Origin of the sequence: Saccharothrix sp. ST-888, from assembly GCF_000955975.1 — a bacterium.
GTDB lineage: Bacteria > Actinomycetota > Actinomycetes > Streptomycetales > Streptomycetaceae > Kitasatospora.
Window position 1 is genome coordinate 1 of sequence record NZ_JYJF01000142.1, and the last position, 15,074, is coordinate 15,074.

The following is a 15,074-nucleotide window of genomic DNA, read 5'->3' on the forward strand; positions in this document are numbered from 1 at the left end:
GGGGAGTGCGAGACTCCGCTCGGGTTCCGCACGAACAGCATGGCGGTCGGGATCGCCGATGCCAGGATTCCGGCGTCGTGTCCCGCCCCGGTGGGCAGGACGGGCACGCCGCCCAGCACCTTCGCGAGCCGGTCGCGCAGCGGACCGTCGAAGTCGACGACCGGCGTGTACGACTCGCGGGTCAGCTCGACCCGGACGCCGTCGCGCCCGCCGCGCTCGTCCGCCGCCTGCCGGATCTCCTCGACCAGCGCGTCCAGCGTCCGCTCGTCGGCCGCCCGGGAGTCCAGCCAGCCCCGGACCAGCGAGGCGATGGCATTGGTGCCGTTGGGCTCCACCGCGACCTTGCCGAAGGTGGCCAGCGCACCGGCCAGCTTCGCCTTCTTGCGCGCGGAGAGCACGGTGTTGGCGTAGGTGAGCATCGGGTCACGGCGGTCCTCGATGCGGGTGGTGCCGGCGTGGTTGGCCTCGCCGTGGAAGTCGAAGCGCCAGCGGCCGTGCGGCCAGATCGCGCTGGCCACCCCGACCGGCGTGCGCTCCGTCAGGTGGCGGCCCTGCTCGACGTGCAGCTCGACGAAGGCGCCGATCCGGGCCAGCCGGTCGCCGTCCGCGCCGATCGCGGTCGGGTCGTAGCCCGCCCGCTCCATCGCGTCGGGCAGCCGGACGCCGTCGGCGTCGCGCAGCTCGTACGCCTGCTCGCGGCCCAGCACCCCGGCGGTCAGCCGGGAGCCGATGCAGGCGACGCCGAACCGGGCACCCTCCTCGTCGCCGAAGTTGACGATCGCCAGCGGCTTGCCGAACTCGGCTCCGCGCGAGCGGAGTTCGTCCAGGGCCGCGAAGGAGGAGACCACACCGAGCGGGCCGTCGAAGGCGCCGCCGTCCGGGACGGAGTCCAGGTGCGAGCCGGTGACGACGGCCCCCTCGGCCTGCGGATCACCCAGCCAGGCCCACTGGTTGCCGTTGCGGTCCAGTTCGTAGGTCAGGCCGCGCGAGCGGGCCTGCTCCTCGAACCAGGCGCGGCACTCGGCGTCCGCGGAGTTCCAGGCGAACCGGCGGTAGCCGCCGGAGGCGGCGGAGCGGCCCACGGGGAGCAGCTCCGCCCACATCCGACCGAAGCTGTCCCCGGACGAGAGAGCGGTCACAGCTCACCCATCGGGACGCGCACGCCGCGCTCGTCGGCGACCTCGACCGCGCGGTCGTACCCGGCGTCCACGTGCCGGATGACGCCCATGCCCGGGTCGTTGGTGAGCACCCGGCGGATCTTCTCGCCGGCCAGCGCCGTGCCGTCGGCGACGGTGACCTGACCGGCGTGGATCGAGCGGCCGATGCCGACACCGCCACCGTGGTGGATGGAGACCCAGGAGGCGCCGGAGGCGACGTTGACCATGGCGTTGAGCAGCGGCCAGTCGGCGATGGCGTCCGAGCCGTCCAGCATCGCCTCGGTCTCGCGGTACGGGGAGGCGACCGAGCCGCAGTCCAGGTGGTCGCGGCCGATCACGATCGGGGCGGACAGCTCACCGGACGCCACCATGTCGTTGAAGCGCTCACCGGCCTTGTCGCGCTCGCCGTAGCCGAGCCAGCAGATCCGCGCCGGGAGACCCTGGAAGTGCACCTTCTCCTGGGCCATCTTGATCCAGCGGTGCAGCGACTCGTTCTCCGGGAAGAGGTCGAGCACGGCCTTGTCGGTCTTGTAGATGTCCTGCGCGTCGCCGGAGAGCGCGGCCCAGCGGAACGGGCCCTTGCCCTCGCAGAACAGCGGCCGGATGTACGCCGGGACGAAGCCGGGGAAGGCGAAGGCGCGGTCGTAGCCGGCCAGCTGCGCCTCACCGCGGATCGAGTTGCCGTAGTCGAAGACCTCCGCGCCGCGGTCCTGGAAGCCGACCATCGCCTCGACGTGCTTGGCCATCGACTCGCGCGAGCGCTGGGTGAACTCGGCGGGCTTGGCGGCCGCGTAGTCGGCCATGTCGTCGAAGTCGACACCGATCGGCAGGTAGCTCAGCGGGTCGTGGGCGCTGGTCTGGTCGGTGACGATGTCGATCGGGGCGTCCATCGCCAGCAGCTGCGGGAACAGCTCGGCGGCGTTGCCGAGCAGGCCGATGGAGAGCGGCTGCCTCTTGTCCCGGGCTTCGGTGGCCAGCTCCAGCGCGTGGGCCAGGTTCTTGGCCTCGACGTCCAGGTAGCGGTGCTCGATCCGGCGGGAGATGCGGGACGGGTCGCAGTCGATGCAGATCGCCACGCCGCCGTTCATGGTGACGGCCAGCGGCTGGGCGCCGCCCATGCCGCCGAGGCCGGCGGTGAGGGTGATGGTGCCCTCGAGCGTGTTGTCGAACTTCTTGGCCGCGACGGCGCCGAAGGTCTCGTAGGTACCCTGGAGGATGCCCTGGGTGCCGATGTAGATCCAGGAACCCGCGGTCATCTGGCCGTACATGGTGAGCCCGAGGCTCTCCAGACGGCGGAACTCCTCCCAGTTCGCCCAGTCGCCGACCAGGTTGGAGTTGGCGATCAGTACCCGCGGCGCCCACTCGTGGGTCTGCATCACGCCGACCGGGCGGCCCGACTGGACCAGCATGGTCTCGTCCTGCTTGAGCGTCTGCAGGGTGCGGACCATCGCGTCGTACGAGCGCCAGTCGCGGGCGGCCTTGCCGGTGCCGCCGTAGACGACCAGCTTGGACGGGTGCTCGGCGACCTCGGGGTCGAGGTTGTTCATGAGCATCCGCATCGCGGCTTCCTGCTGCCAGCCCTGCGCGGTCAGCTGCGTCCCACGCGCCGCACGCACCTCACGCGGACCACTCGTCTGCTCCACCATGCTCCCGACCTCCTTGCGGATGGATTCATTCAGCGATGACTCGACTGAATATATCCAAACAGACCGGCTGCGACCAGACCCCTGGCGCCGTCCTGTGAACGGGCCGGACCGACCCCCGGCCCCGAGCGCGATCCGTACCCGCCCGGGGCCCGGTGACCTCGTGCAGCACACCTCAGGCCGCAGCACCACCGTCCCAGTCGATGCCGATCTCGGCCAGCCAGGCGCGGTCCTCGGCGTCGGGCGTGGCGGCACCGGGCTGCACCGCGCCGGGCTGCGCGGCCTGGGGCGCGCCTGATCCGGGCGGACGGGGGATCTCCTGGATCGGGCCCAGGCCGTACTTCTCGGCGGCAGCCTCGGCCTCGTCCGGCTCGATCAGGCCGACATGGACGGCGGACTCGTCACCCGTCTCCAGGACCACCAACTCGGGGTCGGGCGGACGCCGCAGCGCGATACGCCGCCCGCAGGTGGGGCAGGACCACTCGTCGGCCCCCGATGCGAGCCGGCCGGTCAGTCTCATCTGATGGATCGGACGCATGGCTGGCTCCCCCGTCCGGCCCCTGCACCGGGGCCTGTTGATGGAATGCCCGCCAATGGGCCGTCAGCAACCGTCCGACACCGTACGGGTGTGCCCGATGCGGAACCGGAGCACACCTGAACCGCTCCCCGGGGGCACGGGCGTACGATGTCGGGGCGCGTCCGCCGCCGGGCGTATCGGTGTCAAATGCCTTGCCCAACGGGGTGGTTCGGCGTCAGCCGTGGAGATCCGGGCGGCCGGGTCGGCGGCGGTCCGCCTGCACCGCGTCCAGCTCACTCCAGGAAGAGGCCGCGGGCCGCCGCCGAGTGCTCGATGGCCTCCAACCTGGCCTCCGCACCGGGGATTTCGTCACACATGGTCTGCAGCAGGACCCGGCCGAGCATCATCGGCGCACAGGCGGTGTCGAAGACCAGGCCGGTGCCGACGGCCGCCGGGAGGAGGAGGTCGGAGAGCTTGGCGACCGGCGCGAAGGCGCTGTCCGCCACGGTGAGGACGGTCAGCCCGCAGTCCCGGGCGACGGCGAGGGCGTCCATCAGCTCGCGCGGGTAGCGCGGCAGGGCGAAGCAGAGCAGCGCGCTGGCCCCGGCGGCGGCGACCTGTTCCAGCCGGTCGGCGAGCATGCTGCCGCCCTCGTCCAGCAGCCGGATGTCCGGGTGCACCTTGGCCGCGAAGTACGCGAAGCCCCTGGCCTGGGCCGAGGCGGCACGCAGACCGAGCACCGGCAGCGGACGGGACGCCGCCAGCAGCCGGGCGGCCCGGACGATCGGTTCGGGGTCGGCGAGCAGCTCGGCCAGGTGCCGCAGGTGCTCGATCTCGGCGAGTACGGCCTGCTGGTGCTCGTTGCGGACCGCGTCGGCGGGCGTCTCGGGCGCGGCGGGCTCGCCCGCGCCGAGTTCGCGCAGCTGCCGGCGCAGCGCCGGGTAGCCGTCGAAGCCGAGTGCGACGGCGAAGCGGGTGACCGAGGGCTGGCTGACCCCGGCGAGTTCGGCCACCTCGACGCTGGAGAGGAACGGCGCTTCGGCCGCGTGCCGGACCAGCGAGTGCGCGATCCGCCGCTGGGTCGGGGTCAGCCGATGGCCTTCGAAGAGCTGGAGCAGACGGGCGGAGGGCCCGGCCGTGCCGGTCTCGTCCATGGCGGTCATCAGCGGTACCTCCGAGCTCGGTTGCAGCGCGCGCCGTTGGCCGGAGGACCGGTCACGGCGGCTGGGAAGACTGTGGCGTAGTCCTGCCAGGCGGGCAACGACGTATCGAACGGCGGGACAGGCGACGAGGCAGTCGGGCATGTCGTCAGGGGCGCGGGGAACTGCGCGGCGCGGAAGATCCCCACCGAAACCTTGCGGAGCAAGGTGCACCGCCCCACCGGGCTGCCGGGTTGCAACTGGCCCACAGGACCAGTTGCAACCCGGCAGCCCTCCGCAGCACGCAGTTCCCCGCGCCCCCGAGGGCTCACCCGACTGCCCCCGACAGGATGCCCGCCTACCCCTGCCGTCAGGCCAGCGGCCCGGTGATCCGCTCGACGGCGCGCACCAGCTCGCCCGAGGCGACCAGCGCGGCGGCGGCCTCCAGGTCGGGCGAGAGGAAGCGGTCCCGGCCGGGGCCGCCGACTCCGGCCTCGCGGGCGGCGGCCACCGCAGCGGCGGTGGCGGGCGCGGTCGGCCCGCTGCCGTTGTCGGTGCGGATCTCCAGCGCGCGGGCGGCGGCGGTCAGCTCGACCGCGAGGATCCGGCCGAGGTTGTCCACCGCCTGGCGCAGCTTGCGGGCGGCGGACCAGCCCATCGAGACGTGGTCCTCCTGCATCGCGGAGGACGGGATGGAGTCCACCGAGGCCGGGACGGCAAGGCGCTTGTTCTCGCTGACCAGGGCGGCCTGGGTGTACTGGGCGATCATCAGACCGGAGTCCACGCCCGGGTCGTCGGCCAGGAAGGCCGGCAGACCGTGCGAGCGGGCCTTGTCGAGCAGCCGGTCGGTGCGGCGCTCGGAGATCGACCCCAGGTCCGCGGCGGCGATGGCGAGGAAGTCCAGCACGTACGCGACCGGGGCGCCGTGGAAGTTGCCGTTCGACTCGACCCGGCCGTCGGGCAGCACCACCGGGTTGTCGACCGAGGCGGCCAGCTCGCGGGAGGCGACCAGCTGGGCGTGGGCGAGGGTGTCGCGGCCGGCGCCGGCCACCTGCGGGGCGCAGCGGATCGAGTACGCGTCCTGGACCCGCGGCGCGTCGTCCTGGTGGTGCCCGGTCAGGCCGGAGCCCTGGAGGACGGCGAGCATGTTGGCCGCGCTGAGCCCCTGGCCCGGGTGCGGGCGGATCGGGCCGTGCAGCTCGGGGGCGAGCACCTTGTCGCTGCCGAGCAGCGCCTCCAGGCTCATCGCGGCGGTGATGTCGGCCGTGGTGAACAGGCGGGACAGGTCGGCGAGCGCCATCACCAGCATGCCGAGCATGCCGTCGGTGCCGTTGATGAGGGCCAGGCCCTCCTTCTCCAGCAGCTCGACCGGCTCGATCCCGGCCTGCTCCAGCAGCTCACCGGCCGGACGCAGCTCGCCGTCCGGACCGTACGCCTCGCCCTCGCCCATCAGGACCAGTGCGCAGTGCGAGAGCGGCGCCAGGTCACCGGAGCAGCCGAGCGAGCCGAACTCCCGGACGACCGGGGTGATGCCCGCGTTGAGGATGGCGGCCATGGTCTGCGCGACCAGCGGACGGACGCCCGTACGGCCGGAGGCCAGCGTCTTCATCCGCAGGAACATCAGCGCCCTGACCACCTCGCGCTCCACCACCGGGCCCATGCCGGCGGCGTGCGAGCGGACCAGCGACCGCTGGAGCTGCGCCCGCAGCTCGGGGCTGATGTGGCGGACGGCGAGCGCACCGAAACCGGTGGAGACGCCGTAGACGGGACGCGGCTCCGCCGCGAGAGCATCGATCCTGGCCCGCGCACCCGCCATCTCGGCGAGCGCGTCCGGCCCGATCTCGACCCGGGCATTGCCCCGCGCGACGGCGATCACGTCCTCGGCGCTGACGTCGGCCTTGCCGACCAGCACGAGCGACGCGTCGGGGGCCACAGCACTGTGCATATCCATATACATAATCACAGCAGGTGAATGAAGATATGACAACCGTCGTTCCGGAAGGATTCTGCCGACCCGGAACGGCGACGGCGGCGGACACCAGCATCTCCCGGCGGACGGCGTCGGGCCACCGCCCGGATTTCCGTGCGGGCGGCCGGATGCCGCAGGCTGGGCAGGACGAGGCCAGGGAGGCAGAGGTCTGATGGCACGGGCAACGGTGCGGCGGCGGGTGGTGCGGCTGCACGGGGACGAGCGGGCGGCGCGGCCGGATGCGCTGGCGGCGGAGGAGCCGCTGGAGATCCGGGTCGGCGGGGAGGCGCTGACGGTGACCATGCGGACCCCCGGACACGACTTCGACCTGGTGGCCGGGTTCCTGGTCGGCGAGGGGCTGGTGGACCGCGGCGAGCAGCTGTCCGCACTCCGCTACTGCGCCGGGACGGACGCCGACGGCGCCAACACCTACAACGTGGTGGACGCGACCGTGCGCGGTGCCGCCACCCCCCTCTCCAGCCACCGCAACCTGCTCACCACCAGCGCCTGCGGCCTCTGCGGCCGGGACACCGTCGACGCGGTACGGATGCACATCCGCCGGCCGCTCGACCGCGACCCGCTGACGGTCTCCCCCGAGCTGCTGTACCGCCTGCCGGACCAACTGCGCGCGGCGCAGCGGACCTTCGAGTCGACCGGCGGACTGCATGCCGCGGGCCTGTTCACCCGAAGCGGTGAACTGCTCTGCGCGCGCGAGGACGTGGGCCGCCACAACGCGGTGGACAAGGTGATCGGCTGGGCCCTGCGCGAGGGCCGGCTACCGCTGACGGGGCATCTGCTGCTGGTCAGCGGCCGCGCCTCGTTCGAACTGACCCAGAAGGCGGCCCTGGCCGGGATACCGCTGCTGGCCGCCGTCTCGGCGCCGTCCTCGCTCGCGGTGGACCTGGCCGAGGAGCTGGGCCTCACCCTGGTCGGCTTCCTGCGCGGCAAGGGCGCCAACGTCTACACCCGCCCGGACCGGATCACCCCGGACGTCGACTAGCCCACCCCGGCCGCCGTCGGCCGGCTGTACGTCAACCGTGGTTCTGCCGACGGCTGCGGCGGCGGACCACGATCACCACCACGATGACGGCGACCAGGACCACGAAGAGGGCGATCAGACCGAACACCACCCCGATCAGCTTGCCGAAGAAGCCCTTCTTCCTGCCCTTGCTCTCCGACTTGGACTTGGACTTCGACTTCGACTTCGACTTCGACTTCGCCAGCAGGACGGACGACCGGGCCCGCGCCTCCACCCGCACCTGCACCCGGCCTCCGTCGGCGGCCGCCGGGTCCTGGGTGATCGTCAGCACCGAGGCCGTCCGCGGCGCAGCCGACGCCGCCGGTCCCGCCAGGACCGCCCCGCCGACGGCCAGGGCCAGGGCGAGCAGTACCGCGGTCAGACGTGTTCGCATGCGGAGCCCCCGTTCCCGCCACGGCCCCGACGGCCGACGGCAGCACCAACTGTCCCATTCCACACGCTTGTTGCGACAGAACCCGGGCAGAGTCGAAGCAGAGCTGTGCCCGGGCTGTGACGGGCCCGGCAGCGGGCGGTCCCAGAGCCGATCGGGCAGACCCAGGGCGGCTCAGGGCGGCTCAGGGCGGTGGCGAGGTCGGCCCGGAGAGGGCGACCGCGACCAGGGCCCGGAGTGCGGCGGTGACCTGACCGAACGGCAGGGTGGACTCGTCCGCGAACAGCTCCACCAGCCAGCCGCCCGCCGCGTTGCCGCCGCCCGCCGCGAGCATGCCCTTGTAGCCGCTGACCACCATCATCGCCTCCTCCGCCGGGTCGTTCCCGGCGGCGCCGGACCGCAGCGCGAAGGCCCCCCCGCGTACCGCCCGGCGGGTGAGCGGGTAGTAGCCGAGGTCGAAGACCGCGTCGGGGGCCTCGATCTGGGCCCGCTGGGTCTCGGCGCCGCTGCTGGTCGGCCCGCTGGTCATCCGGTAGACGGCGTGCTGGGCGGTACGCATCAGCTGCGAGCCCGGCGGCACGTAACTGACCCACCAGCCGACCGCGTCCAGCAGGCGGGCGGCGGTCTCCGCGACGGTGACCAGTCGGCTGAGGGTGTCGGCGGGGTGGTGGACGCGGACCGCGCCGTGCTGGTCGAGGGAGGCGAGGACGACGGCCAGCAGCTGCCCGGGGTCGGCGCTGTGCGCGGCACCCCGGAACCGGCGGCGGTCGCCGAAATGGGCGCGGCCCTGGCCGGGGCGGCGGCCGCCGTCCGCGCGGTGGTGCGGGTCCGCGGAGTCGGCCAGCAGGACGGTCGGGTCGGGGGTGAAGCCGGGGCCGTGGCTCCGTCCGGCGACCACGGGGTGAGCCGCCCGGGCGGCCTTGGCCCGGTACTGGGCGGCGTCGGCGAGCCGGAACAGCCGGTCGGAGGTGGTCACCGGGCCGATCGAGTCGCCGGTGGAGGCCACCCCGCAGGCAACCCCCTCGCCGTCCGCCAGGGCCAGTGCACGGGCGCACAACTCCTCGGCCACCACGACGACTTCGTCCGCCTTCTGGCCCTCGACGAGCAGGCAGAACTCGTCGCCGCCGAGCCGGGCGGCCAGGCTGCCGGGGAGTTTGGCGGCGGCCAGCGAGAGCTGGTGGGCGAACCGTTCGAGCAGCCGGTCGCCGACCTCGTGGCCGAGCTGGTCGTTCACCCGCTTGAGCCCGTTGACGTCGCAGACCACCAGGCTGACCACGGTGTTGTCGCGGTTGTGGGCCTGGAGTGCGCTCTCCAGCCGGGCGTCCACGGCACGGCGGTTGGCGAGCCCGGTGAGCGGGTCGGTGAAGGCGAGCCGGCGCAGGTCGGCGAGGCGCTCGGTCTGGGCGAGCCCGGCGGAGATCTGGGCGGCCAGCAGGGTCGCGTAGTCGGCGTCCGCATCGGTGAAGACCGGCAGGCCGACCGTCCTGGCCAGGTAGAGCTCGCCCCAGGCCTGGCCGTGCAGCACGATCGGTGCGACCAGGCAGCACTCCCGCCCGCGCCGGCGCAGTCCGACGGCGCGCTGCTGGCAGAACGCGCCGGCGCCCGGGTGCGCGTGCACGGAGTGCGGAGCCTCGATGTTCTCGGCGGTCTGCACCCAGGCGCGCGGGAGGCGGCCGGTGGTCCAGTGCTCCTCCAGATAGGTGACGATCTCGGGGAAGTCCGCGACCGGGTAGGACTCGTCCGCCGGCAGCTCCTCCTCCCCGGGGGCCAGATCGCCGTGGTTGACCAGCACCCGCAGCCGGCCCGACTCCCGGTCCCAGACGGAGACGGCGGCCATGGTGGCACCGAGCGCGGTGGTGGCACGGACGGCTGCGGCACGGACGGCGTCCAGCGGAGTGAGCGCGGCCGCCATGTCCTGGGCCAGTTCGACGACGGCCTGCAGGCGCGGGTCGAGGGCCGGAGGTACGGACACGTGCACGGGTTCCGTCATGGTCGCCTCGCTCACCGGCTCCGCCTCATCCCTGATGCCCCGGGCCTGCCCGGGAGTGCCCCGGAACGCTCCAGGACTGCCATCCTGGACCAAGGCTATGGCCCATTGCTGGGACTTTGCCCTATTTGTCTGGGCGAATGTGTGCGAATCCGGTGAGGCCGGGTTCAGAGGTCGTGGACGTGCCGGGTGAGCAGCCAGGGCTCCACCAGACCGAGCCCGCGCACCGGACGGCGCCACATCGGCTGGAGGTGGAACCGGTGCTCGGAGGCGTCGACCGTGTGGTGCTCCTCCATTCCGTCCACCGAGGCGGAGATCGACGGCGGTACGACGCCGCCGTTCAGCTCCAGCGCGGCGGCGAACTCGCCGTCCACCAGCACCGCGTCCTTGGGCGCGATCGAGGTCAGCCGGCTGGCCAGGTTCACCGTGGTGCCGAAGACGTCGCCCATCCGCGAGGTGACGGTGCCGAAGGCCATACCGACCCGCAGGGCGGGAATGGTGTCCTCCTTGGCGAGCGCCTCGACCAGGCTGAGCGCGATCTCGGCGGCGGTGGCGGGGTCCTCGCTGACGTAGAGGATCTCGTCGCCCAGGGTCTTGATCACCCGGCCGCCGAACCCGGCGATCAGGTCGGAACAGGTGTTCTCGAAGCTCTCGACCAGCGTGCCCAGTTCCTCCTCCTCCAGGCGGCGGGAGAGGCGGGTGAAGCCGACCAGGTCGGCGAAGCCGACGGCGAGCCGGCCGCTGGTGATCTCGGTGTCCTCGGCGGCCTGCACCACCCGGCCGGTGACGGCGGCCAGTTGGCGCCGCCAGACGTACACCAGGAACTGCTCCAGCTCCGGCAGCAGCAGTTCGACCAGCGGGTAGGCGACGTCGGCCCTGGTCATGCCGGGCTCGATGGACTGGGTGAGGTTCTCCAGGAAGGTGTCCATCTGCCAGCCGGCCAGCCGCGCGGTGGTCTGGCCGGTGGAACGGGCCACCTGGATCGCCATCGGCTCGCTGATCAGCCCGGACTCCACCAGCCCGGCGAGCCGCCGCAGCGCGATCACATCACCGTCGGTGAGAGCTCTGGACTGGCCGATGTCCGGGAAGCCCATCGCCCGCCAGAAGCGGGTGGCCATCTCCATCGGCACGTCGGCGGCGCGGGCGGCCTGGTACGGCGTGTACCGGCGCGGTGCGTCGAGGATCAGCCGTTCCAGGTCCAGCGCGACCGTCTGACCGTCCGGATCCGTCGTGTCGCCGTTGCCGCCGTTGCCGCCGACGTTTTCGCCTACCACCGGTCCATCCCCGTGCGGTTGCCGCACTTGCCTCTCGTCCTGACCTGTCCCAGGGGCGCCCCGACCACCGCTCGGGTAGTGGCGCGCCTCACACCGCTGCCAGGTGGAATGTTCGCACGGAATCACGTAATCCGGGGCATCCGGCCGGGACAAGGCCGGATCGGAACCCCGTCAGGACCCCGCCACGCCTCCCGGCGCGCCCGCGCTCACGCCTGCTCCGGCCGTACGTGCACGACGTCCCCCGCCGCCACCGCCTGGCGCTGGCCTTCCGGGGTGCGGACCACCAGGCGGCCGTCGCCGTCCACCGCCACCGCCTCGCCGACCAGCTCGCGCCCGCCGGGGAGTTGGACCCGGACGGGCCGGCCCAGCGTGGTGCAGCGCGCCGTGTAGGCGGGCAGCAGTCCGCTGGCGTGCGGGTCGCCGGCCGCCGCCACCCACTCCCGGTACAGCTCGGCGAACTCCCGCAGCAGAGCACGCAGCAGGGTCTCCCGGTCGGCCACCTCGGCCCCGGCCAGCATCAGCGAAGCGGCGGTGGGGACGGGCAGTTCGGACTCGCGCAGCGAGACGTTGACGCCGAGTCCGGCGATCACCGCGCCGCCGCTGAGCTCGGTGAGGATGCCGCCCACCTTGCGCTCGGCGCCGTCCACGGTGACCAGCAGGTCGTTGGGCCACTTCAGGCCGACCTCGATCTCCGCCACCCGTCCGAGTGTGGTCGCCGCCGCGACACCGACCAGGATCGGCAGCCAGCCGTACCGCTCGACGGGCACGTCGGTCGGCCGCAGCAGCACGGAGAGGAAGAGACCGGAGCGGGCGGGGGCGCTCCACTGCCGTTCGAGTCGGCCGCGCCCCGCGTTCTGCGACTCGGCGACCAGGACGGCGCCCTCGGGCTCGCCCTCCTTGGCGCGGGCGGCGAGGTCGGTGTTGGTGGAGCCGGTCTCGGTGACCACGTCCACGGCGGTCCAGAACCCGTCCGGGCGGACGAGGTCGCGGCGCAGCCGGGCGCCGTCCAGCGGCGGGCGCTCCAGATCGGTCCAGGGGGAGGGGCCGTCGTGGCCGAAGCCACGCAGGCCGCTGCGGCGGGGGCGGGAGGGGTCGGTCACCGGGCCAGCGTACCGACGGTGGCGCCTGACGGCCTGCCGGGCGATGCATCTGGGCGCGGCGCAATCCTCCGGGGGCGGAGGAGCGTTCCAGGGGCGGGGAGAAGCCGTCAGGGCTCCGGGGAGCCGGTCGGGGCGAGGGAGGTCGGTTTTGGGTGCGGGGAGCCGGCAGGACCCCGGCCGGAGCGGCGGGTGGCCGTAGGCCGCCCCATCGTCCCGCAGAAACTCCGGTGAACACACTGTGTCGCTGGCCATAACCGGAAGCCGCCCGCGCTGGCTACGCTACCCAACGGTAGTTCGCAGCGCCGCCCTGCCCGCACGCGCCCTCACGCGCAGAACCGAACAGGTCGCGGCACATGGACCAGGGAGAGCCACCGGATGACCGAGGCGCCGTACGACCCGCACACCACCGCCGGAAAGCTCGCCGACCTGCGGCGCAGGCTCGACGAGGCGGTGCACTCCGGCTCCTCGGCCGCAGTCGAGAAGCAGCACGCCAAGGGCAAGCTGACCGCCCGTGAGCGGGTCGCCGAACTGCTGGACGAGGACTCCTTCGTGGAGTTCGACGAGTTCGCCCGCCACCGCTCCACCAACTTCGGCCAGGAGAAGAACCGGCCGTACGGCGACGGAGTGGTCACCGGCTACGGCACGGTCGACGGCCGTCAGGTGGCCGTCTTCGCCCAGGACTTCACCGTCTTCGGCGGCTCGCTGGGCGAGGTCTTCGGCGAGAAGATCGTCAAGGTGATGGACTTCGCTCTGAAGACCGGCTGCCCGATCATCGGCATCAACGACTCCGGCGGCGCCCGGATCCAGGAGGGCGTGGTCTCGCTCGGCCTGTACGGCGAGATCTTCCGCCGCAACGTGCACGCCTCCGGTGTCATCCCGCAGATCTCGCTGATCATGGGCCCGTGCGCGGGCGGCGCGGTCTACTCCCCCGCCGTCACCGACTTCGTGGTGATGGCCGACCAGACCTCGCACATGTTCATCACCGGCCCCGACGTCATCAAGACGGTCACCGGCGAGGACGTCGGCATGGAGGAGCTGGGCGGCGCGCGCACCCACAACACCAAGTCCGGCAACGCGCACTACCTGGCCGCCGACGAGAAGGAGGCGGTGGAGTACGTCAAGAACCTGCTGTCGTACCTGCCGTCCAACAACCTCTCCGACCCGCCGGTCTACCCGGAGCAGGCCGACCTCTCGGTGACGGACGAGGACCTGGAACTCGACAGCCTCGTGCCGGACTCGGCGAACCAGCCGTACGACATGCACACGGTGATCGAACACATCCTGGACGACGGCGAGTTCCTGGAGACCCAGCCGCTGTACGCGGGGAACATCATCACCGGCTTCGGCCGGGTCGAGGGCCACCCGGTGGGTGTGGTCGGCAACCAGCCGATGGACCTGGCCGGCTGCCTGGACATCGCCGCCAGCGAGAAGGCCGCGCGCTTCGTGCGGACCTGCGACGCCTTCAACATCCCGGTGCTCACGTTCGTGGACGTCCCCGGCTTCCTGCCCGGCACCGGCCAGGAGTGGGACGGCATCATCCGCCGCGGCGCCAAGCTGATCTTCGCCTACGCCGAGGCCACCGTCCCGCTGATCACCGTGATCACCCGCAAGGCCTTCGGCGGCGCGTACGACGTCATGGGCTCCAAGCACCTGGGCGCCGACCTCAACCTCGCCTGGCCGACCGCGCAGATCGCCGTCATGGGCGCCCAGGGCGCGGTCAACATCCTGCACCGGCGCGAGATCGCCGAGGCGGACGCCACCGGGACCGCCGACGCCAAGCGCGCCGAACTGCTCGCCTCCTACGAGGACACCCTGCTCAACCCCTACCTGGCCGCCGAACGCGGCTACGTGGACGCCGTGATCGCCCCGAGCGAGACCCGTCGGCACATCGTGCGCGGGCTGCGGGCGCTGCGCGGCAAGCGCGAGGTACTGCCGCCCAAGAAGCACGGCAACATCCCGCTGTAGCCGGACCTTTCGCACACTTTCGCACCGGTCCGAACAGGAAGAGGATGTGAGCATGCCTCCGATTCAGGTGCTGCACGGGCAGCCGACCCCCGAGGAGCTGGCCACCGTCCTGGCGGTGGTCCAAGCCCGGGCCGCCGCCGCACAGGCCGCCGCCGAGGCGGCCCGACGGGCGGGCGGCCCGGCCTCCGCATGGAACGACCGGGCCCGGCGGATGCGCCGCATCCCGCAGCACGGCGCCCACGCCTGGCGCACCTCCGGCTGGGCCGGGTAGCTCCGGCAGTGACCGCTCACTTCCTGCGTACCCACGGGAGGTGAGCGGTCACGACCTGACACTGATGTGTCATGTGCGCAGCAGAAATACGGACGAACTGAGTACGGATACTCAAGCGCCCGGCACACCCTCCGACGCAGGCTGGACGGGTGCTCTGGTCAGACCCCCGGGACGAGCCCTCGCCCGAAACCCGGCAGGTGCAGGAGCGCCTGCGCCGAGCCGGTCCGATCCTTGCCACCCTCCTGCTGGTGGCCGCCGTCGCGCTGATGCTGTTCTGATCCGGGTGCACCCCGGCCTGATCCGACCGCTCCCCGGCCGGCCCCGCGGCCGGACCGCATAGGCTTGGCCGCATGACCAACCGCACCCTCGTCCTCGCCTCCGCCTCCCCCGCCCGGCTCGGGCTGCTGCGCCAGGCCGGCCTGGACCCGCAGGTGATCGTCAGCGGTGTGGACGAGGACGCGCTGAGCGCACCGACCCCCGGCGAGCTGGCCCTGGTCCTGGCCGAGGCCAAGGCCCGCGCGGTCGCCTCCCAGCTCACCGACGGCCAGCTGGTGATCGGCTGCGACTCCGTCCTGGAACTGGACGGCCAGGCCCTCGGCAAGCCCGCCGACGCCGCCGAGGCGCTGGCCCGCTGGCAGTCCAT

Annotated in this window: 14 protein-coding genes; 5 read left to right on the forward strand and 9 right to left on the reverse strand. The window is 72.7% G+C overall.

Translation table 11 applies throughout. The features are described from left to right. From UK12_RS29620 to hutH, 5 genes are all read right to left on the reverse strand, one after another. The coding region (locus UK12_RS29620; protein WP_045306276.1) for an allantoate amidohydrolase at positions 1-1,139 on the reverse strand (1,139 nt) is incomplete at its 3' end. After that, a complete protein-coding gene (gene hutU / locus UK12_RS29625; protein WP_045306277.1) occupies positions 1,136-2,803 on the reverse strand; it encodes a urocanate hydratase in 1,668 nt (555 codons plus the stop codon). The genes hutU and UK12_RS29620, both read right to left, overlap by 4 nt. A gap of 172 nt (positions 2,804-2,975) precedes the next feature. Continuing rightward, complete coding sequence (locus UK12_RS29630) at positions 2,976-3,320, reverse strand: hypothetical protein (protein WP_156179005.1); 345 nt, start codon at positions 3,318-3,320, stop codon at positions 2,976-2,978. A gap of 290 nt (positions 3,321-3,610) precedes the next feature. Then, positions 3,611-4,480 carry a MurR/RpiR family transcriptional regulator gene (locus UK12_RS29635; RefSeq protein ID WP_045306279.1) on the reverse strand — a complete coding sequence of 290 codons (870 nt, stop codon included), beginning with the start codon at positions 4,478-4,480 and terminating at the stop codon, positions 3,611-3,613. Positions 4,481-4,826: 346 nt separating this feature from the next. Beyond that, positions 4,827-6,407 (reverse strand): histidine ammonia-lyase, encoded by a 1,581-nt coding sequence (gene hutH, locus UK12_RS29640; protein ID WP_045306280.1) that lies wholly within the window; start codon positions 6,405-6,407, stop codon positions 4,827-4,829. 190 nt (positions 6,408-6,597) lie between these two features. Here hutH and fdhD point away from each other — a divergent pair, with 190 nt between their 5' ends. Further along, on the forward strand, positions 6,598-7,425 hold the full coding sequence (gene fdhD / locus UK12_RS29645) for a formate dehydrogenase accessory sulfurtransferase FdhD (protein ID WP_045306281.1): 828 nt from the start codon (positions 6,598-6,600) through the stop codon (positions 7,423-7,425). Positions 7,426-7,456: 31 nt separating this feature from the next. On the opposite strand, the gene UK12_RS29650 is transcribed toward fdhD, so the two are convergent. From UK12_RS29650 to UK12_RS29665, 4 genes are all read right to left on the reverse strand, one after another. After that, positions 7,457-7,837 carry a hypothetical protein gene (locus UK12_RS29650; protein ID WP_045306282.1) on the reverse strand — a complete coding sequence of 127 codons (381 nt, stop codon included), beginning with the start codon at positions 7,835-7,837 and terminating at the stop codon, positions 7,457-7,459. 181 nt (positions 7,838-8,018) lie between these two features. Beyond that, positions 8,019-9,839: a GGDEF domain-containing protein gene (locus tag UK12_RS29655; RefSeq protein WP_231591439.1), complete on the reverse strand. Its 1,821-nt coding sequence runs from the start codon at positions 9,837-9,839 to the stop codon at positions 8,019-8,021. A 149-nt stretch (positions 9,840-9,988) separates the two neighbouring features. Continuing rightward, the gene (locus UK12_RS29660; protein WP_045306283.1) at positions 9,989-11,095 is read right to left on the reverse strand and encodes an adenylate/guanylate cyclase domain-containing protein; all 1,107 of its coding nucleotides are present in this window, start codon (positions 11,093-11,095) and stop codon (positions 9,989-9,991) included. A gap of 206 nt (positions 11,096-11,301) precedes the next feature. After that, positions 11,302-12,195: a biotin--[acetyl-CoA-carboxylase] ligase gene (locus tag UK12_RS29665; RefSeq protein WP_231591440.1), complete on the reverse strand. Its 894-nt coding sequence runs from the start codon at positions 12,193-12,195 to the stop codon at positions 11,302-11,304. A gap of 375 nt (positions 12,196-12,570) precedes the next feature. Here UK12_RS29665 and UK12_RS29670 point away from each other — a divergent pair, with 375 nt between their 5' ends. The 4 genes from UK12_RS29670 to UK12_RS29680 form a co-directional block, all read left to right on the forward strand. Further along, complete coding sequence (locus UK12_RS29670; protein ID WP_045306284.1) at positions 12,571-14,160, forward strand: acyl-CoA carboxylase subunit beta; 1,590 nt, start codon at positions 12,571-12,573, stop codon at positions 14,158-14,160. Positions 14,161-14,212: 52 nt separating this feature from the next. Beyond that, on the forward strand, positions 14,213-14,431 hold the full coding sequence (locus tag UK12_RS29675) for an acyl-CoA carboxylase subunit epsilon (protein WP_045306288.1): 219 nt from the start codon (positions 14,213-14,215) through the stop codon (positions 14,429-14,431). A 149-nt stretch (positions 14,432-14,580) separates the two neighbouring features. Next, positions 14,581-14,709, forward strand: a complete 129-nt coding sequence (gene mmpB / locus UK12_RS44615) for a morphogenic membrane protein MmpB (protein ID WP_269432054.1) — start codon at positions 14,581-14,583, stop codon at positions 14,707-14,709. 72 nt (positions 14,710-14,781) lie between these two features. Continuing rightward, positions 14,782-15,074: Maf family protein (locus UK12_RS29680; RefSeq protein ID WP_045306285.1), on the forward strand; the 293-nt coding region annotated here is incomplete at its 3' end.

Coding starts and splice junctions, on each gene's coding strand:
- hutU (WP_045306277.1), bottom strand. CDS start 2,803: ATGGTGGAGCAGACGAGTGGTCCGCGTGAGGTGCGTGCGGCGCGTGGG.
- UK12_RS29630 (WP_156179005.1), bottom strand. CDS start 3,320: ATGAGACTGACCGGCCGGCTCGCATCGGGGGCCGACGAGTGGTCCTGC.
- UK12_RS29635 (WP_045306279.1), bottom strand. CDS start 4,480: ATGACCGCCATGGACGAGACCGGCACGGCCGGGCCCTCCGCCCGTCTG.
- hutH (WP_045306280.1), bottom strand. CDS start 6,407: ATGGATATGCACAGTGCTGTGGCCCCCGACGCGTCGCTCGTGCTGGTC.
- fdhD (WP_045306281.1), top strand. CDS start 6,598: ATGGCACGGGCAACGGTGCGGCGGCGGGTGGTGCGGCTGCACGGGGAC.
- UK12_RS29650 (WP_045306282.1), bottom strand. CDS start 7,837: ATGCGAACACGTCTGACCGCGGTACTGCTCGCCCTGGCCCTGGCCGTC.
- UK12_RS29670 (WP_045306284.1), top strand. CDS start 12,571: ATGACCGAGGCGCCGTACGACCCGCACACCACCGCCGGAAAGCTCGCC.
- UK12_RS29675 (WP_045306288.1), top strand. CDS start 14,213: ATGCCTCCGATTCAGGTGCTGCACGGGCAGCCGACCCCCGAGGAGCTG.